This is a genomic window from Streptomyces sp. NBC_00996 (assembly GCF_045162675.1).
GTDB lineage: Bacteria > Actinomycetota > Actinomycetes > Streptomycetales > Streptomycetaceae > Streptomyces.
In genome coordinates, this window is the sequence record NZ_CP108723.1 from 8,127,817 (window position 1) to 8,145,663 (window position 17,847).

The window sequence follows — 17,847 nt, forward strand, 5'->3', positions numbered from 1 at the left end:
CGCAGGCACCAACTCTCTTCTCTCACAAGGACGTGACCCACCATGCGCAAGACCGTCAGATACTCCGCGTTGGCAGCCGCCGGCCTGCTCGCTCTCACCTCGCTCACTGCCTGTGCCAACGACGCGGCCAGTACGACGGCCGACTCCGGCAGCAATGGGGGTGGCGGCAAGGGTGAGCACGTCAAGATCATGGTCGGCGGCCTGGACAAGGTCATCTACCTGCCCGCGATGCTCACGCAGCGGCTCGGCTACTTCGAGGAGGAGGGTTTGGATGTCCAACTCCTGAGCGAGCCGGCCGGTGTTCAGGCAGAGACCGCCCTTGTCTCCGGACAGGTGCAAGGCGCCGTCGGTTTCTACGATCACACCCTGGATCTGCAGACCAAGGGCAAGTCGGTCGAGTCCGTCGTGCAGTTCTCCCACGCGCCCGGCGAGGTGGAGATCGTCTCCAACAAGCAGGCGGACGACATCACTTCGCCCAAGGACTTCAAGGGCAAGAAGCTCGGCATCACCGGACTCGGCTCCTCGACCGACTTCCTCACGAAGTACCTGGCGGTCAAGAACGGTGTGAAGGTCAGCGAGTTCACACCGGTCGCCGTCGGCGCGGGACCGACGTTCATTTCCGCCCTCCAGAAGGGGGCCATCGACGGGGGCATGACGACGGACCCGACCGTCGCCACGGTCTTGCAGAAGAACCTCGGCAAGGTGCTCATCGACATGCGTACGCCGCAGGGGTCGGAGAAGGCGCTCGGCGGGCCGTACCCCTCGTCGAGCCTCTACATGCAGACGGACTGGGTGAACGGCCACAAGGAGACGGTCCAGAAGCTGGCCAACGCCTTCGTGAAGACCCTCAAGTGGATGTCCACGCACAGCGCGTCCGACATCGCCGACAAAATGCCCGCCGACTACTCCCAAGGCAACAAGACGCTCTACGCCGGGGCGATCCAGAGCACGCTGCCGATGTTCACCAAGGACGGCGTGATGCCCAAGGACGGTCCGGAGACGGTCGAGAAGGTCCTCAAGGCGTTCAACCCCAACATCAAGAACGCCGATGTGGATCTGAGCAAGACGTACACCACGGAGTTCGTGCAGAACGTCACCGGCTGAGTCCACGAGGAAGGCCGGCGACGGCCTTCGTGAACTGGCCACCGGCTGAGCTCTCCTCGCGCGTACGGCTGTGCTCCCCCGACAGCCGTACGCGCGGTGGTGCGCGGCCGCTTCCCCCACACTGCCGGCCGTGCCCTCAGGCGCGGGTCGCCCAGACGTAGCGATGCTCCGGGCGGCCCGCGTCGCCGTATTTGAGGGTCAGCCTGGCCCTCCCGGTGCGCTCCAGGAGTTTCAGATAGCGCTGGGCGGTCTGCCGGCTCAGGCCGGTCTCCTCCGCGACCTCCTGGGCCGACAGCGGGCCCTCCGCGTTCACCAGGGCGCGGCGTACCAGCTCCGCGGTGGCGGGGGAGTGGCCCTTGGGCAGACCCGGCTCCGCGCTCGCCGACAGGGCGCCGAAGATCCGGTCCACCTCGGACTGCTCGGCCTCGCCGCCGCCGTCGAGGGTGCGGCGCAGATCCGCGTACGCCTCCAGCTTGGCGCGCAGGCCCGCGAAGGCGAACGGCTTCACCAGGTACTGGAGTGCGCCCTGCCGCATCGCGGCCTGGACCGTCGAGATGTCACGGGCCGCGGTCACCATGATCACGTCGGTCTGTTGGCCGCGCCGACGCATCTCCTGGACGACCGCGAGGCCCGTCTCGTCCGGCAGATAGTGGTCCATGAGGACCAGATCCAGGTGGGGCAGCGCCTCCATCCGGCGCAGCGCCTCGGCCGCGCTGTGCGCCTCGCCGGCGACATGGAAGCCCGGGACCTTCTCCACATAGGCGGCGTTGACCCGCGCGACCCGGGTGTCGTCGTCCACGACCAGGACCTCGATCATCGCGACTCCTCCTTGGCGTCCGTGGCGTCCATGGCGGTGGTGGTCTCCGCGGAGGGGGACGGTCCCGGCACGAGGTGGGGCTCGGGCACAAGGCCAGCGTCAGGTGTCGCCGGACCCACCGGCTCCGGGGCGAGCTCCGGTTCCGAGAGCGCCTCAGGCAGTACGACCGTGAACTCCGCGCCCCCGCCGTCCGCCTCGGTCACCTCGGCGCCGCCACCCTGCCGCTCGGCGAGTCGGCGCACCAAGGGGAGGCCGATTCCACGCTTGCCGTGCGCCGGTGGCTTCTTGGTGGTCCATCCGTCGGTGAAAACCAACTCCCGCCGTTCCTCCGGGATTCCGGGGCCGGTGTCCCGTACCCGTAGCACGGTGGTACGCCCCTCGGCGCGCAATTCGACCTCCACGCGTGCGTGGGGCGTGCCCGCGACGGCGTCGAGCGCGTTGTCGACGAGATTCCCGACGACGGTGACCAGCCCTCTCGGGTCGATCAGCCGATCGGGCAGCAGGGTTCGATCCGAGATCCACAGGGCCACACCGCGCTCGGCCGCGACGGTCGCCTTGCCGACCAGCAGGGCGGCGAGCAACGGGTCGTGGATCTTCTCCGTGACCTGTTCCGCGGTCACCCTGTGGTCGCCGACCACTTCTCCGACGAACTCCACTGCGTCGTCGTACATCTCCAGTTCGAGCAGCCCGAGGAGCGTGTGCATGCGGTTGGCGTGCTCATGGTCCTGGGCGCGCAGTGCGTCGATCAGACCGTGCGTGGAGTCGAGCTCGCGGCCCAGTTGCTCCAGCTCCGTGCGGTCGCGCAGGGTGGCGACGGCGCCGCCGTCGTCGGTGGGCATGCGGTTGGCGACCAGGACGCGCTGGCCACGGACGGTGAGCAGGTCGGTGCCGGTGACGCGTCCCGCCAGGACGTCCGCCGTACGACCCTCGCCCAGCGCCTCGTCCAGGGACTTGCCGACGGCCTCGTCGCCGATGCCCAGTAGCCGCCGTGCCTCGTCGTTGAGCAGCCGGATGCGGCCGCCGCGGTCGAGGGCGACCACGCCCTCCCGGATGCCGTGCAGCATCGCCTCGCGCTCGGCGAGCAGCGCCGAGATGTCGGAGAAGGCGAGGTCCCGGGTCTGCCGCTGCACCCGGCGGGAGATCAGCCAGGCGGCCAGCGCGCCCACCGCGAGGGCACCGCCGGCGTAGGCGAACAGCCCCGGGATCGCACTGATCAGCCGGGCGCGCACGCTGTCGTAGGCGATGCCGACCGAGACCGCCCCGATGATCCGGTGGTCGGCGTCGTACAGAGGCACCTTGCCGCGGGCCGAGCGGCCCAGGGTGCCCCTGTCGATCCCCATGACGTCCTTGCCGGCCAGGGCGTCGCTGGGGTCGGTGGAGACGGGGTGGCCGATCTGCCCGAGGGTGGGGTGCGACCAACGCACCCATCGCCGGTCCATCACCACGATGTACTCGGCGTTGGTGGCGTGCCGGATCCGCTCGGCCTCCTTCTGCACCGGGCCGTTCCTGGTCGGCGGGGTGTTCTGGACGCCTTCGGCGATCTGCGGGTCCTGTGCCGTGGTCTGGGCGATGGCCAGGGCGCGGCGCATGGCCTCCTGGTCCAGCTGCTTGCTCAGCGGCGCGAGGAACAGCCCGGTCGCGAGCACGGCGACTCCCGCGGCGATCGCCACCTGCATCAGCAGCACCTGCGAGAACACCCGCCGCGGCAGACCGAGGCGCCGTCGTCGTGCGGGGGGAGTGGGGCTCATACCTAGACGGTACGGGGGCGTGCGGGCTCCACCGTAGGGGTGTGGCCTGGATCTCTTGATCGTCGGGTGTGGGAGCCGTGGCGGAGCTCGCAGGACGCGCAGGCATCGTGTCGGAGCTCAGCGGGACATGCGGGCGTCGCGTGGGCGGGAGGGTCGCCTCGACGGGCCGGCGGGGAGCCGCATGGTCCGGGATCAGCTGTCAGCAGGGCGCGGCGAGCGCCGTTCGCGCCGGCTCCCGTACCGCCACCACGTCCATCCGGGCCGGCGACCCCAGTGCCGAACCGCAGCTCTCCGGGCGGGGCGGCAGCGAGGCGCCCTGCGCGACGATCACGCGCCACAGGCGGCCGTCGATGTGGGCGACGGTGACTTCCCAGCGCGGTGCGGCACCATCCGTGCGCACCACGGTCAACGCATCGGCGGTGTGCTCTCCGGTGGCCCTGCGCACGGCCAGCTCGGCCGCCTGGCCCGGTCGCTCCCAGGCGGAGCGCCCGCGGCAGCCATCGGTGATCACACGCCCCTCCTGGACGCCCTGGAGGATTTCCTTGACGGCGTGGGCCTCGGCGCGCCCGTACGCGTATCCGTACGGCAGGACGAGCAGCGTGGGCGAGAACCGGTGACCGCCCAGGTGGGTGACCTCCCAGGTGCCCTCCACCCTGGAGGTGGCGAGCTGGGCCGCGAGGGGGCGTCCGAGCAGGGCGCAGCAGCGATCGCGCTTGCCGTTGGTGCAGACGAGGGCGAGTGGGCCACCTGTGTGGGGCCGCCCCTGGAAAGCCGCGTCGAAGGTATGGGGGTCGCCCATGCCGAGCGAGGTGAAGTCGAGGTTGAGCGCCTGCTCTGGATCGGACGTTGTGGCGCTGTGCAGCCATGCGTTTCCCGGAGTGGTGTGGGCCGCATAGACATGGCGCTCGGAGGGCGTACCGCAGTCGGCGTGCCGTCCGGGTCGCCGGATGAGCGCGATCCGTACGCCGCTGCCCTCCGCGGCTGCTTCGAGAGCGCGGCCGAGCACGGGGTCCAGGTGGCTCGAAGTGAGCGCCTCGGCACCCCAGGGGCCGGGCTGCTCGATCAGCAGCCAGGTCCTCGCGGTGGCTGCGGTCCCCGCGAGGGGCTCGTCGAGGTGCCGCGACGCGGTCGTGCACGTACTCACAGAGGTGAGCCTAACCTGACTTGGGCCAGGGTGACTTCCGGCCGCGCAGACGGGGGCGCGTTTGGGGCGCTCTGGGAGCGCGACAGGGCGTGGGAGCGCTCACCCAGGGGGTCGCCGGCTGTGTCTGCGCCCCCTGCTTCAGACCGCCTCAGCCGGGCAGCGGCTGCGGTGGGCGCGCGCCCACGTACCGACCGCTGGGGCGCATGCGCAGCGGGTGCTCCTCGTATTCCTCCAAGGTGTGGGCGATCCAGCCCGCAGTACGGGCGATGGCGAAGACCGTCTCGCCCGCGGAGGCCGGCATGCCGGAGGAGACGGTGAGGACGGCCAGGGCCAGGTCGACGTTGGCGTGCAGGGGTGTATGGCGGGCGGTGGTGGCGACGATGTCGTGGGCCGCCGCCAGGGCGGGCGCCGCGCCGCGGACCTCCTTCAGGAGGGCGAACAAGGCGCGCGCGCGTGGATCCTCGCCGGGGTAGAGCCGGTGGCCGAGCCCCGGGACGCGGCGTCCGGCGCGCAGCTCGTCCGCGACCACCGGAGCCGCGGTGCCGCGATCCAGCACGTCGAGGAGCAGCCGGTGCGCGAGCCCGCTGGCCGCGCCGTGCAGCGGGCCTTCGAGCACACCGAGGCCCGCCGACACGGCGGCGTACGCGTGGGCCCGGGCCGACGCGGCGACCCGGACCGCGAGCGTCGAGGCGGCCAGGTCGTGGTCGACGAGCAGCCCAAGTGCCGTGTCCAGCGCGCACAGTGACTCCTCGTCGGGCGCACGGCCGGTGAGCCGGGCCCAGAGGCGGTGGGCCAGCGGGCCCTCGTCGAGGTGGTCGTGCCTCATGGGCGGCAGCGCGGCGACGAGCGTGGGGATGAGGGTGCGTCCGGTGCCGAGGACGGCGTCCTCGGAGAGGTCGAAGCGCAGCGGGTCGGCGGTCGCCGCGGCGATCGTGGCGACGCGCAGCCGGTCCGTGGGGCCGCTGTGCTCGGGCAGCGCGTCGACTGCGCGGCGGGCGACGGCGACGGACGCCTCCGGGGCGGTGAACCTGACGCCGGGGCGCAGCTCTCCGGTCCACAGCCATTCGGTGATCTCTTCGTAGGAGTACCGCGCGGCAAGCTCGGTCGCGTCGACGCCGCGGAAGTAGTACCGGTCCTTGTCGATCAGGGTGATGCCGGTGCGGACCGAGAGTTCACCGCCGGTATTCGAACTCCCGCCGGTCTCCCGTCTGTTGCGCCGCGCGAGCGCCTCCACCTCCTTGGCGTCGAACGTGCTCCCACGCCCCCCGGGCTCACGACGGCTGCTGAGCTGACCGCGGCTCACATACGCGTACACGGTCTCGGCCTTCACGCCGAGCAGCTCGGCGGTCTCCTTGGTGCTGAGCCGTCGGCCCTCGTGCCCTGGCGCTGCCGCTTCTCGATCCCTCATGGCGTCACCGTATCCATGTATCGGCTTGTTGATTCAATCAATATTGACAGGAATTGAGTCAATCATGGACAGTCGAATCAAGTCCAGGGAGGAAACATGCCGATCAACCGTGTCTCGTCCACCCCTGTCGATGTACCGCGAGGGCTCGCGGGCGTCGTCGTCACCGACACCGAACTGGGTGACGTCAGGGGGCTGGAAGGCTTCTACCACTACCGCCAGTACTCGGCCGTCGAACTCGCGCAGACCCGCGGCTTCGAGGACGTCTGGCATCTGCTGGTCCACGGCGAACTGCCCGACGCGGCTCAGCGCGCCGCCTTCGCCGCGCAGACCGCGGCGCTGCGCGGGCTGCCGGACGAGGTGCGGACCGCATTGCCCGCGATCGCTGCGGCGACGGGGCTGTCGGGACCGCTCGCCGGACTGCGCACCGCGCTCTCGCTGCTCGGCGCCTCGTTGGGGCTCCGGCCGGTGTACGACATTGACGCCGACCGGCGTCGAGCGGACACCCTGGCGGCGTCCGCGGCCGTACCGACGTTGCTCACCGCGCTGTACCGGCTCGGGCAGGGGCTGGAGCCGGTGGAGCCGCGTGACGACCTCGCGTACGCGGCCAACTATCTGTACATGTTGACGGGTTCGGAGCCGGATGGCGCGCGCGCCCGGGCGGTCGAGCAGTACTTGATATCGACCATTGATCACGGATTCAATGCATCAACGTTCACGGCGCGGGTGATCACGTCGACGGGCGCGGATGTGGCGGCGTGCCTCGTGGGCGCGGTCGGTGCCCTCTCGGGGCCTCTCCACGGCGGCGCCCCCAGTCGTGCGCTCGACACCCTGGACGCGATCGGCACTTCCGACCGCATCGCCCCGTGGATCCGCGAACGTGTCCTCGCCGGCGATCGCATCATGGGCTTCGGTCACCCCATCTACCGCACGGAAGACCCCCGTTCGCGCATGCTCCGCGACATCGCGCAGCAGTTCGGTGGCCCACTGGTCGACTTCGCCGTCGAGGTCGAACACCAGGTGGAGGCGATTCTGGCCGAGCTCAAGCCCGGCCGCGAGCTGCACACGAACGTGGAGTTCTACGCCGGCGTGGTCATGGAACTCTGCGGCCTGCCCCGCGAGATGTTCACCCCCACCTTCGCCGCTGCCCGCGTCGTGGGCTGGAGCGCCAACATCCTGGAACAGGCGGAGGACCCGAAGATCATTCGGCCGGTAGCTCGATACGTGGGGCCGGGGGCACCGGTGGCGGTGCCGAGGCTGACCTGACGGATGGCGAGGGAACGTCAGGCAGCGGGGGGTGACTAAGCGCGCCGCAGGTCGGCCAGGGCCTGTTCGAAGACGAGAAACACCCGCCCCTCTGGGCTTTCAGAAGGCAAGCTGCTCTTGTGCGCCCGCGTCGCGTTCCAATAGCGCTGAAACGCGGCGCTGTTGAGGAGGTTCCGGGCGTGAGCCAACAGTTCCGCCTCGGAGAAGCTGCCCCAGCTATGCGCTAGCACATAGTGGTTGAAGGTCAGGTTGGCGAAGAGATTCTGCCGTAGCGTCGACTCCGGTTCCCCTTGGAAGTCGTTCCACACCGCGGCCAGTGAGGGGTCATCCATCACCATCTGTGTCAGCTGTATGTGCAGGGTGCGCATGTTTGCCTCCGCGCTGCGATGCAACTCGGTACGAGAGGAGGCCAGCTCTTCGCGTTGCAGAGAGAGTTCTCGACGCTGTAGCTGTAACTCGCGCTGTTGAAAGAGCAAGGTGACGATGAGCAGGAGAAGGGCCAGTCCGGAGAAAACAGCGCTCACGCCTCCGAAGTAGCCCCCGATCGCGCCGCGCTCCACCGCCGTCCCTCTGTCGCCGTTGGCCTGTTCGACCCCGCTGACCAGCCAACCGCTGATAACGATGGAGGCCGCGCCCACGAGAGCGATCCCAGCGGCGGCTCCGGCCGTCCAGGCGCAGCCCCAGAGCAGTGAACGCCATGCGCCATGACGCGCCATCGATGCCTCCCCCTGGCTTCGGGGAATTCTATCCAGGCTGGGGGGTGGCAAACGGGCTCGGCTCCTGACGGTGCCGAGCCCGCGTCGGCGGCCGTGCCGGGTCCGCGGCGGGGCGGCCGAATGCTACTTGTCGGGGATGAACGCCTTGGCGCACATCAGTGTGTGGCGATCGATAACCACGATGATCTCCCCGGGGTCGAGCTCGCGCAGTGCGGGGTACCGTCGACGGATATCAGCGGTCCTCTCGGTACCCACGACCGCGAAGCGGCTGTCCGTGAGTTCGAAGATGTCCGGGCATGTCTCCCCGCACAGGCTGCCTCGCTGACGCGGGGGCAGGCCTACGCGCCGCCTTATCGACAGTTTGACGCTGCGAGGCAGACTGCAGGCGCTTTTGCGCCCGAGGTGCACACTCATCTGCAGCTCCTTTCGGAGTCGGGCGATGACCTACGGGATTTCAGGAGCAGGGGGTGTCTGCTGTGTTGCCGGCTGAGAGGGCGTCGTGCGCCACGCAAGGAGTTCGAGGCCGCAAAGGGGTGGGTGGCCGCGTTGGACGATGGGACAGGTTCAGACTTCCGGGATGTCGACCTTGGCCCGGATGAGGGTCTCCCTGCTGACGATGACGATGCGCTCGTAGTCGGCGCGTGCGGCGTCGGCGGGAAGTTCGGTTTCGAGCACCTCTGTGGCATCTGTCCCGATAATGGCGAAGTTGCCGTCACTGAGCTCGAAGATGTCCGGGCAGGAGTCACCGGACAGACTGCCTCGTTCGCGTGGAGACGCACCGACGCGGCGCACGATCTTCAAAGGGATCCCTGTCCTTGGAGCGATAGACGATTTGGGCGGGGACAGGTTAGCTGCTGAATGTTTCCCGATGTGCTTGATGCCCAGGGGTTCCGCCGAGATTGACAGGCCGGCGATCGGAAGCCAACTGGTGCTATTCGGCGGGTGGTTCGCCCGCAACCCACCACTCTTCCGTGTCAGCATCGTCCAGATCGCGGATCAGACCGTCCACCATTCGGCCCACCCTCGCCTCATCGGAGTCGCGCTTGAGGCTTGCGCGGTGCGGCCGGTGAGCGTCCCAGTAGTCGCGAAAGGTGGCGTTCCGGCAGATCATCCGAAGATGGCCGTGCAACTCCTCCCAGTTGACAGTGCCGACGCGATAGGCGAGAAGAGCGTTGCTGTACATCGCGTTGGCGAACAGGTACTGGCGTCGCCGCGTGGGCGAATCCACCTCGACGTTGCTGTAGACGGCGGCCAGGTCCGGATCTTCCATGGCCTTGCTCAGAAGGTAGAACTGTAGGCGCTGCTGCTCCGTCAGCATGGCCTGTCGGTCGTTCCGTTCCACCTCGGCGACCCGCTGGCGCAGTTCCTCGTAGCGTCGTTGTTGGGCGGCCAGGGCGGCGAGTGCCCCGGCCGCGAATGCGAGCCCGGCAGTGGCTGCGGTGCTCCACCCCCGTACCCCAAAGTTCTGTGTGGCCATGTCAACCCCCGAATCAGGCGACCGTCCGCCGGTCGTCGGTTGTGGGCGACAGGGAGCGGACCGGCGAGCGGTGGGCGGCGCGCTTGCCGTCTCCCAGTTTTGCCGAGCGGCTCTGATCGGCAGGGAGGCGGAGAGGAGGCGCACGGAGGGAAGTGCGGGTCGCGTATCCCGGCGCCATGTCCAACGTGTGCCCCGCGAGCGCCGCTAACAATCGTTCACTTCGCGGCGATTCCTCCCGCTCGTATCCTGGGTCGGCATTGATTCCTCGTGGGAGTGCCGGTGCGTGAGCCGCTCTCGTACGGGAGCCGGTCCGTGAACCGGCGCACGCACCGGTGTGAAAGAGGTCGCCCGTTGAGCCAGCCCAGTCCGCAGCCGATCCCGACGGATCAGCTCCTGATCGAGCAGAGCGCGGCCAAGCAGATCCCGGTCGTCGTCATCGCCGGATTCCTGGGCGCAGGCAAGACCACCTTGCTGAATCATCTGCTGCACCGCAGCGGCGGCAGCCGGATCGGGGCCATCGTCAACGACTTCGGCGCCATCGAGATCGACGCCATGGCGGTGGCGGGAGCGCTGGGGGATTCCACGGTCTCCCTGGGGAACGGCTGCCTGTGCTGCGCCGTCGACGCCAGTGAGCTCGATGAGTATCTGGGGCGGCTTGCTCAGCCCTCGACCCGTATCGACGTCATCGTCATCGAGGCGAGCGGGCTCGCCGAGCCCCAGGAGCTCGTGCGGATGGTGCTCGCCAGTGAGCATCCGCGGATCGTGTACGGCGGGCTTGTGGAAGTCGTCGACGCCGTTGAGTTCGACGGTACGCGCGAGAAGCACCCCGAGATCGACCGGCATCTCGCGCTCGCCGATCTCGTCGTCGTCAACAAGATCGACCGGGCGACGGACGGTGAACGGGTGCTCGGCGTCGTCAGGGATCTTGTCGACCGCGCCGCCGTCGTTCCCGCGGACTACGGCCGTATCGACGCCGAGTTCCTTTTCGACTGCAGGCCGAGCGAGGAGCGCATCGGGCAGTTGTCCTTCGACGACCTCCACCGGCACGACGAGAGCGATCCCCGGGGTCACCACGACCACCTGCACTCTGTGTACGAATCCCTCTCCTTCAGCTCCGAAGTGCCGTTCGACCCCAGGAAGTTGATGGACTTCCTCGACAGCAGGCCCGAGGGCCTCTACCGCATCAAGGGTTACGTCGACTTCGGCGTCCAGGACAGCGTCAATCGGTACGCCGTGCATGCCGTCGGGCGGTTCCTGCGCTTCTATCCGGAGCCCTGGGGCCGTGCCGAGGCGCGTCTCACCCAGCTCGTCCTCATCGGCTCCGGCATCGACACGGCGGCTCTGACCAAGGAACTTCAGGCGTGCAAAGACGACGCCCCACACGCCGACGAGCACAGCATGTGGGGCGTTCTCCGCTACGTGCAGGACGGCCACGCAGGGCAGTACAGCCACGTGGACGAGGAGCCCGAAGGCCTCGAAGCGGTCGGTTGAGCTACACCGGGCCCGCCACCACCGAGACCGTCTTCGCCAGCGACACGCCCGAGCCGTCGCGGCGCGGGTCCATCTCCGGCAGCTCGGCGGGCGTGCCGTTCTTCTGCGCGGCCCGGGCCGGTGTCGCGCCGGCCCAGGCCAGCGACAGGCAGTCCTCGCCCTTCAGGAACCGCTGGCAGCGCACGCCACCCGTGGCGCGGCCCTTGCGGGGGTACTGGTCGAAGGGGGTCAGCTTGGCCGTGGTCTGGACGGAGTCGTCCAGCGTGCCGCGCGAGCCCGCGACCGTGAACACCACCGCGTCCACGGCCGGGTCGACCGCCGTGAAGGAGATCACCTTCGCGCCGTCGGCGAGCTTGATGCCCGCCATGCCGCCCGCCGCACGGCCCTGTGGGCGCACCTGCGAGGCCTGGTAGCGCAGCAGCTGGGCGTCGTCCGTGATGAAGACCAGATCCTCCTCGCCGGTGCGCAGTTCGACCGCGCCGACGATCCGGTCGCCGTCCTTGAGGGTGATGACCTCCAACTCCTCCTTGTTCGAGGGGTAGTCGGGCACCACGCGCTTGACGACACCCTGCTCCGTACCGAGGGCCAGACCCGGCGACGACTCGTCGAGCGTCGTCAGGCAGACCACCGTCTCGTCCGGCTCCAGGGAGGACAGGAACTCCGAAATGGGCGCGCCGCCGGAGAGGTTGGGTGCCGCCGCCGTCTCCGGCAGCTGCGGGAGGTCGATCACGTTCAGCCGGAGCAGGCGGCCCGACGAGATGACCGCGCCGACCTCGCCACGGGCCGTCGCGGGCACCGCGGAGACGATCACGTCGTGCTTGGTGCGCTTGGCGTCCTCGGCTTCGCCGAAGGGGTCGCCGTTGGCCGTACGGGCGAGGAGCCCCGTCGAGGACAGCAGCACCCGGCAGGGGGCGTCCGCCACCTGGAGCGGGACCGTCGCGGCGGGCGTGCCCGCGGACTCCAGGAGCACCGTGCGCCGGTCGGTGCCGAACTTCTTGGCCACCGCGGCCAGTTCGCCGGAGACCAGCTTGCGCAGCTCCGCGTCCGACTCCAGGATGCCGGTCAGCTCGTCGATCTCGCCGTTGAGCCGGTCGCGCTCCGACTCCAGCTCGATGCGGTCGAACTTGGTCAGTCGGCGCAGCGGCGTGTCGAGGATGTACTGCGTCTGGATCTCGCTCAGTGAAAAGTGCTCGATCAGGCGCTCCTTGGCTTGCGCCGAGTTGTCGCTGGAGCGGATGAGACGGATGACCTCGTCGATGTCCAGGAGGGCGACGAGCAGGCCCTCGACCAGGTGCAGCCGGTCGCGCTTCTTGCCGCGGCGGAACTCGCTGCGGCGGCGCACGACGTCGAAGCGGTGGTCGAGATAGACCTCCAGGAGCTCCTTGAGCCCCAGGGTGAGCGGCTGGCCGTCCACCAGCGCCACGTTGTTGATGCCGAAGGACTCCTCCATCGGCGTCAACTTGTAGAGCTGCTCCAGGACCGCTTCCGGCACGAAGCCGTTCTTGATCTCGATGACCAGGCGCAGGCCGTGCGCGCGGTCCGTGAGGTCCTTCACGTCGGCGATGCCCTGCAGCTTCTTGTTGCCGACCAGGTCCTTGATCTTCGCGATCACCTTCTCCGGGCCGACGGTGAAGGGCAGTTCGGTGACGACGAGGCCCTTGCGGCGCGCGGTCACGTTCTCCACCGACACCGTGGCGCGGATCTTGAAGGTGCCGCGGCCCGACTCGTACGCGTCCCTGATCCCGGAGAGCCCGACGATCCGACCGCCGGTGGGCAGGTCGGGGCCCGGGATGTACTTCATCAGCGTCTCGAGGTCGGCCCCCGGGTACCTGATGAGGTGGCGGGCGGCGGCGATGACCTCGCCGAGGTTGTGCGGCGGCATGTTGGTGGCCATGCCGACCGCGATGCCGGACGAGCCGTTGACCAGCAGGTTCGGGTACGCCGCCGGAAGGACGTCCGGCTCCTGCTCCTGGCCGTCGTAGTTCGGCGTGAAGCCGACCGTGTTCTCGTCGATCGACTCGGTCATCAGTGACGTCGCGTCGGCCATCCGACACTCGGTGTAGCGCATGGCGGCCGGCGGGTCGTCGTTTCCGAGCGAACCGAAGTTCCCGTGCCCGTCGACCAGCGGCAGGCGCATCGAGAAGGGCTGGGCCAGGCGCACCAGCGCGTCGTAGATCGACGCGTCTCCGTGCGGGTGGAGCTTACCCATGACCTCGCCGACGACGCGGGCGCACTTCACATAGCCGCGATCGGGGCGCAGGCCCATCTCATTCATCTGGTACACGATGCGGCGGTGCACGGGCTTGAGGCCGTCGCGTGCGTCCGGCAGGGCTCGCGAGTAGATGACCGAGTACGCGTACTCGAGGAAGGAGCCCTGCATTTCGTCCACGACGTCGATATCGAGGATCTTCTCCTCGTACGAGTCGTCGGGCGGCGGGGTCTTCGTGCTGCGGCGGGCCATCGCTGCTGCGGCTCCTTCACAGTCTCTGCCGGGGCATGAACGGGATCTGACGCGGACCATTGTGGACCGCCCCACTGACAACGCGGACCGCGACCCGTCCGTAGCGGGCCTCGGAGGGCCTCCTGGGACACGGCTGTGACGTACGGGAGTCTCGCTCTCGGCGTACGAGGTGCGGGAACTTCGCCAGCTGTCGGCGCGCTTGCATACAGTGGCAGGACCGACAGGAAATACGCAGTTTTCCGCGATCGAAGGGACGTACATGCCCATGGGTCACACGGCCACAGCTGAGGCAGGCTCCGGCGGCCTGACAGCGACCGAGCACCGCCTGGCCAATGGCCTGCGCGTGGTGCTCTCCGAGGATCACCTCACCCCGGTCGCGGCGGTGTGCCTCTGGTACGACGTCGGCTCGCGCCACGAGGTCAAGGACCGTACCGGCCTTGCTCACCTCTTCGAGCACTTGATGTTCCAGGGTTCCAAGCAGGTCCACGGCAACGGGCACTTCGAGCTCGTTCAGGGCGCCGGCGGCTCGCTCAACGGCACCACGAGCTTCGAGCGCACCAACTACTTCGAGACCATGCCTGCCCACCAGCTGGAGCTCGCGCTCTGGCTGGAGGCCGACCGCATGGGCTCGCTGCTCGCGGCGCTCGACGACGAGTCCATGGAGAATCAGCGGGACGTCGTCAAGAACGAGCGCCGGCAGCGGTACGACAACGTGCCCTACGGCACCGCGTTCGAGAAGCTGACCGCGCTGGCGTACCCCGAGGGCCACCCGTACCACCACACCCCGATCGGCTCGATGGCGGACCTGGACGCCGCCACGCTGGAGGACGCGCGCGCGTTCTTCCGCACGTACTACGCGCCCAACAATGCGGTCCTGTCGGTCGTCGGTGACATCGATCCGCAGCAGACGCTCGCCTGGATCGAGACGTACTTCGGTTCCATTCCCGGGCACGACGGCAAGCCCGCCCCGCGCGACGGCTCGCTGCCCGAGGTCATCGGCGAGCAGCTGCGCGAGGTCGTCGAGGAAGAGGTCCCGGCGCGCGCCCTGATGGCCGCCTACCGGCTCCCGGAGGACGGCACGCGCGCGTGCGACGCGGCCGACCTGGCGCTCACCGTCCTCGGCGGCGGCGAGTCCTCTCGGCTCTACAACCGGCTGGTGCGCCGCGACCGCACTGCCGTCGCGGCCGGGTTCGGCCTGCTGCGGCTCGCCGGAGCGCCCTCCCTGGGATGGCTCGACGTGAAGACGTCCGGCGATGTCGAGGTCCCGGTGATCGAGGCCGCCGTGGACGAGGAGCTCGCCCGGTTCGCCGAGGAGGGCCCCACCGCCGAGGAGATGGAGCGCGCGCAGGCCCAGCTGGAGCGCGAGTGGCTGGACCGGCTGGGCACGGTCGCGGGCCGCGCCGACGAACTGTGCAGGTTCGCCGTCCTGTTCGGCGATCCGCAGCTCGCCCTGACGGCCGTGCAGCGTGTCCTCGCCGTCACCGCCGAGGAGGTCCAGGAGGTCGCCAAGGCCCGCCTGCGCCCCGACAACCGCGCGGTGCTCGTCTACGAGCCGATCGCCCCCGAAGACACCGACGCCGCTGACGACACCGACGAGGAGACGGCGAAGTGACCGAGCTGGCCAGCATGGACTTCCACCCGCAGCCCCAGGCCGGTGAGGCCAAGCCGTGGGCCTTCCCCTCGCCCGAGCGTGGCACGCTCGACAACGGCCTGACGCTCCTGCGCTGCCACCGCCCCGGCCAGCAGGTCGTCGCCGTCGAGGTGATCCTCGCCGCGCCGCTGGAGGCCGAACCGGCGGGCCTCGACGGCATCGCCACGATCATGGCGCGTGCCTTCTCCGAGGGCACCGACAAGCACTCCGCCGAGGAGTTCGCCGCCGAGCTGGAGCGCTGCGGTGCCACCCTCGACTCGCACGCCGACCACCCTGGCGTGCGCCTGTCGCTCGAAGTGCCCGTCTCGCGTCTCCCCAAGGCGCTCGGTCTGCTCGCCGATGCCCTGAGGGCACCGGCGTTCGCGGACAGTGAGGTCGAGCGACTGGTCCGCAACCGCCTGGACGAGATCCCGCACGAGACGGCCAACCCGGCCCGCCGTGCCGCCAAGGAGCTCTCCAAGGAGCTGTTCCCGGCGACCTCGCGCATGTCGCGTCCGCGCCAGGGCACCGAGGAGACCGTCCAGAAGATCGACTCGGCGACCGTCCGCGCCTTCTACGAGAAGCACGTACGCCCCGCGACGGCCACCGCCGTCATCGTCGGTGACCTGACCGATGTCGACCTCGACGAGCTGCTCGCCGACACGCTCGGCTCCTGGACCGGCTCGTCCGCCGAGCCCCGCCCCGTGCCGCCGGTGAGCGCCGACGACACCGGCCGCGTGATCATCGTGGACCGCCCCGGCGCCGTCCAGACACAGCTGCTCATCGGCCGCGTCGGCGCCGACCGGCACGACCGCGTCTGGCCCGCCCAGGTGCTCGGTACGTACTGCCTCGGCGGCACCCTCACCTCACGCCTGGACCGCGTCCTGCGCGAGGAAAAGGGCTACACCTACGGTGTGCGGGCGTTCGGCCAGGTGCTGCGCTCCGCTCCGGACGGCACGGGCGTCGCGATGCTCGCCATCAGTGGCTCGGTGGACACGCCGAACACCGGTCCGGCGCTCGACGACCTGTGGAAGGTGCTGCGTACCCTCGCCGCCGAGGGCCTGACGGACGCCGAGCGCGACATCGCCGTACAGAACCTGGTGGGTGTGGCGCCCCTCAAGTTCGAGACCGCGGCGGCCGTCGCGAGCACGCTCGCCGACCAGGTCGAGCAGTACCTGCCGGACGACTATCAGGCGACGCTCTATCAGCAGCTCGCCGCGACGGGCACCGTGGAGGCCACCGCGGCCGCCGTGAACGCCTTCCCGGTGGACCGTCTGGTGACCGTCCTGGTGGGTGACGCCGCGCAGATCGAGGAGCCCGTCAAGGCGCTCGGAATCGGTGAAGTGACCGTCGTCCGGGCCGAGTAGAGCAGCGCGTCTCCCTGAGGACCCAGGTGACTGAAGAGCCACCTGGGTCTCCTTTTTGCCCGAACTTCGGGCCTCTTTCCGGACTTCGTCCACAAGGTGTCCGTATTGATAGGGAGGTTGCCTGTCTGCCCTGTGGCATGCGCTACAAAAGCCGTGATCCGTTTGTTGATTGAAAGATGCCCCGCTTAGCGTCGATCCGGCTGTTCGTCAGGCAGTGCGCCGCGCCCGCGGCACCGGACAGTCATCGCCGAGTCCCCGTACGGCGCGAGCCAGGGGAGCCGGGGACCCGCACGCAGTCCCTGGGGTGAATCGGACGCCCTCCCCGGAGGGAGTCCGTAGGAGACCTTCCTGCTCCGAACCCGTCAGCTAACCCGGTAGGCGAGAAGGAAGGAAAGGATCAGCCCCTACATGGCGTTCACCTGTGGCACAGGGAAGCACCGTCGCCCGAGCCGCGTGAAGCGCACGACCACGAACGCCGTCGGCGTCGCGGCGCTCACCACCACCGGCGTCATCGGAACCCTGGCCGCCCCGGCACTCGCCGCGGACACCTCCGCCGAGCAGACCGGGCTGACCCCGATCATCACCATCGGCGACACCCTCGCCGAGAAGATCGACGAGCAGGCCGTCGCCCAGCAGCGAGCCGCCGACGAGGCCGCCGCGCGGAAGAAGGCCGAGGAGGCCGCCCGCAAGGAGGCCGCGGCGAGGGCCAAGGAGGCGCGCGAGGCCAAGGAGCGCGCCGCCCGCGCAGCCGAGCGCAAACGTCTCAACACCTTCGTCCCGCCGATCACCGGCTCGTACATCTCCACCGGCTACAAGGCCGGCGGCAGCCTCTGGTCCTCCGGCAGCCACACGGGCGTCGACTTCCACGCCGCATCCGGCACCTCGGTGCACGCCGTCGGCTCCGGTACGGTCGTCACGGCCGGCTGGGGCGGCGCGTACGGCAACCAGATCGTCATCAAGATGCACGACGGCACGTACACGATGTACGGGCACCTCTCGTCCATCGGCGTCTCGGTGGGCCGGACGGTCACCCCGGGCCAGCAGATAGGCCTCTCCGGGTCCACCGGCAACACGACTGGGCCACACCTCCACTTCGAGGCCCGTACGACCGCGGAGTACGGCTCGGACATCGATCCGGTCGCGTACCTTCGCTCGCACGGTGTGAACGTCTGACGAGCGCTTCATCAGTTCTGTTGCCCCGGCTCGCCGAGCCGGGGCAAC

General features: G+C 69.4%; 15 protein-coding genes and 1 riboswitch. Of the genes, 6 read left to right on the plus strand and 9 right to left on the minus strand.

From position 1 onward, the window contains the following. Positions 1 to 42 precede the first annotated feature (42 nt). Positions 43 to 1,104, plus strand: coding sequence for an ABC transporter substrate-binding protein (locus tag OG390_RS38000; protein WP_406174259.1), 1,062 nt, complete (start codon positions 43 to 45; stop codon positions 1,102 to 1,104). Positions 1,105 to 1,240: 136 nt separating this feature from the next. On the opposite strand, the gene OG390_RS38005 is transcribed toward OG390_RS38000, so the two are convergent. From OG390_RS38005 to OG390_RS38020, 4 genes are all read right to left on the minus strand, one after another. Next, complete coding sequence (locus OG390_RS38005) at positions 1,241 to 1,921, minus strand: response regulator (RefSeq protein ID WP_406174260.1); 681 nt, start codon at positions 1,919 to 1,921, stop codon at positions 1,241 to 1,243. Beyond that, positions 1,918 to 3,669 (minus strand): ATP-binding protein, encoded by a 1,752-nt coding sequence (locus OG390_RS38010; RefSeq protein WP_406174261.1) that lies wholly within the window; start codon positions 3,667 to 3,669, stop codon positions 1,918 to 1,920. Before OG390_RS38010 ends, OG390_RS38005 begins: the two co-directional genes overlap by 4 nt. A gap of 199 nt (positions 3,670 to 3,868) precedes the next feature. Then, a complete protein-coding gene (locus OG390_RS38015; RefSeq protein WP_406174262.1) occupies positions 3,869 to 4,813 on the minus strand; it encodes a sucrase ferredoxin in 945 nt (314 codons plus the stop codon). Positions 4,814 to 4,961: 148 nt separating this feature from the next. Next, complete coding sequence (locus OG390_RS38020) at positions 4,962 to 6,221, minus strand: citrate synthase (protein WP_406174264.1); 1,260 nt, start codon at positions 6,219 to 6,221, stop codon at positions 4,962 to 4,964. A 96-nt stretch (positions 6,222 to 6,317) separates the two neighbouring features. Here OG390_RS38020 and OG390_RS38025 point away from each other — a divergent pair, with 96 nt between their 5' ends. After that, positions 6,318 to 7,484, plus strand: a complete 1,167-nt coding sequence (locus OG390_RS38025) for a citrate synthase/methylcitrate synthase (protein ID WP_406174266.1) — start codon at positions 6,318 to 6,320, stop codon at positions 7,482 to 7,484. Positions 7,485 to 7,519: 35 nt separating this feature from the next. Here OG390_RS38025 and OG390_RS38030 read toward each other — a convergent pair whose 3' ends face one another. The 4 genes from OG390_RS38030 to OG390_RS38045 all read right to left on the minus strand — a co-directional run bounded on the left by OG390_RS38030 (position 7,520) and on the right by OG390_RS38045 (position 9,677). After that, entirely contained in the window at positions 7,520 to 8,200 is a 681-nt protein-coding gene (locus tag OG390_RS38030) for a DUF6082 family protein (RefSeq protein WP_406174267.1), read from the minus strand. Positions 8,201 to 8,323: 123 nt separating this feature from the next. Further along, positions 8,324 to 8,614 carry a hypothetical protein gene (locus OG390_RS38035; protein ID WP_406174268.1) on the minus strand — a complete coding sequence of 97 codons (291 nt, stop codon included), beginning with the start codon at positions 8,612 to 8,614 and terminating at the stop codon, positions 8,324 to 8,326. 150 nt (positions 8,615 to 8,764) lie between these two features. Beyond that, a complete protein-coding gene (locus tag OG390_RS38040) occupies positions 8,765 to 9,001 on the minus strand; it encodes a hypothetical protein (RefSeq protein WP_406174270.1) in 237 nt (78 codons plus the stop codon). 130 nt (positions 9,002 to 9,131) lie between these two features. Further along, positions 9,132 to 9,677 carry a DUF6082 family protein gene (locus tag OG390_RS38045; RefSeq protein ID WP_406174271.1) on the minus strand — a complete coding sequence of 182 codons (546 nt, stop codon included), beginning with the start codon at positions 9,675 to 9,677 and terminating at the stop codon, positions 9,132 to 9,134. A gap of 351 nt (positions 9,678 to 10,028) precedes the next feature. On the opposite strand from OG390_RS38045, the gene OG390_RS38050 reads away from it, so the two are divergent. Then, positions 10,029 to 11,168, plus strand: a complete 1,140-nt coding sequence (locus OG390_RS38050; RefSeq protein ID WP_406174272.1) for a CobW family GTP-binding protein — start codon at positions 10,029 to 10,031, stop codon at positions 11,166 to 11,168. 1 nt (position 11,169) lies between these two features. On the opposite strand, the gene OG390_RS38055 is transcribed toward OG390_RS38050, so the two are convergent. Beyond that, positions 11,170 to 13,629, minus strand: coding sequence for a DNA topoisomerase (ATP-hydrolyzing) subunit A (locus tag OG390_RS38055; protein ID WP_399084254.1), 2,460 nt, complete (start codon positions 13,627 to 13,629; stop codon positions 11,170 to 11,172). 265 nt (positions 13,630 to 13,894) lie between these two features. Here OG390_RS38055 and OG390_RS38060 point away from each other — a divergent pair, with 265 nt between their 5' ends. The 3 genes from OG390_RS38060 to OG390_RS38070 all read left to right on the plus strand — a co-directional run bounded on the left by OG390_RS38060 (position 13,895) and on the right by OG390_RS38070 (position 17,799). Further along, a complete protein-coding gene (locus OG390_RS38060) occupies positions 13,895 to 15,241 on the plus strand; it encodes a M16 family metallopeptidase (RefSeq protein WP_406178098.1) in 1,347 nt (448 codons plus the stop codon). Beyond that, positions 15,238 to 16,626 (plus strand): M16 family metallopeptidase, encoded by a 1,389-nt coding sequence (locus OG390_RS38065; protein ID WP_406174274.1) that lies wholly within the window; start codon positions 15,238 to 15,240, stop codon positions 16,624 to 16,626. Before OG390_RS38060 ends, OG390_RS38065 begins: the two co-directional genes overlap by 4 nt. 235 nt (positions 16,627 to 16,861) lie before the next feature. Continuing rightward, positions 16,862 to 17,021: riboswitch (cyclic di-AMP (ydaO/yuaA leader) on the plus strand. 13 nt (positions 17,022 to 17,034) lie between these two features. Next, positions 17,035 to 17,799, plus strand: a complete 765-nt coding sequence (locus OG390_RS38070; protein WP_406174276.1) for a M23 family metallopeptidase — start codon at positions 17,035 to 17,037, stop codon at positions 17,797 to 17,799. The last annotated feature ends 48 nt before the right edge of the window (positions 17,800 to 17,847 follow it).

Excerpts from the sequence above, each read along its gene's own strand:
- OG390_RS38025 (WP_406174266.1), top strand. The coding sequence starts at position 6,318 with ATGCCGATCAACCGTGTCTCGTCCACCCCTGTCGATGTACCGCGAGGG.
- OG390_RS38070 (WP_406174276.1), top strand. The coding sequence starts at position 17,035 with ATGGCGTTCACCTGTGGCACAGGGAAGCACCGTCGCCCGAGCCGCGTG.
- OG390_RS38045 (WP_406174271.1), bottom strand. The coding sequence starts at position 9,677 with ATGGCCACACAGAACTTTGGGGTACGGGGGTGGAGCACCGCAGCCACT.
- OG390_RS38005 (WP_406174260.1), bottom strand. The coding sequence starts at position 1,921 with ATGATCGAGGTCCTGGTCGTGGACGACGACACCCGGGTCGCGCGGGTC.
- OG390_RS38030 (WP_406174267.1), bottom strand. The coding sequence starts at position 8,200 with ATGGCGCGTCATGGCGCATGGCGTTCACTGCTCTGGGGCTGCGCCTGG.
- OG390_RS38035 (WP_406174268.1), bottom strand. The coding sequence starts at position 8,614 with ATGAGTGTGCACCTCGGGCGCAAAAGCGCCTGCAGTCTGCCTCGCAGC.
- OG390_RS38000 (WP_406174259.1), top strand. The coding sequence starts at position 43 with ATGCGCAAGACCGTCAGATACTCCGCGTTGGCAGCCGCCGGCCTGCTC.
- OG390_RS38055 (WP_399084254.1), bottom strand. The coding sequence starts at position 13,629 with ATGGCCCGCCGCAGCACGAAGACCCCGCCGCCCGACGACTCGTACGAG.
- OG390_RS38060 (WP_406178098.1), top strand. The coding sequence starts at position 13,895 with ATGGGTCACACGGCCACAGCTGAGGCAGGCTCCGGCGGCCTGACAGCG.
- OG390_RS38020 (WP_406174264.1), bottom strand. The coding sequence starts at position 6,221 with ATGAGGGATCGAGAAGCGGCAGCGCCAGGGCACGAGGGCCGACGGCTC.
- OG390_RS38010 (WP_406174261.1), bottom strand. The coding sequence starts at position 3,669 with ATGAGCCCCACTCCCCCCGCACGACGACGGCGCCTCGGTCTGCCGCGG.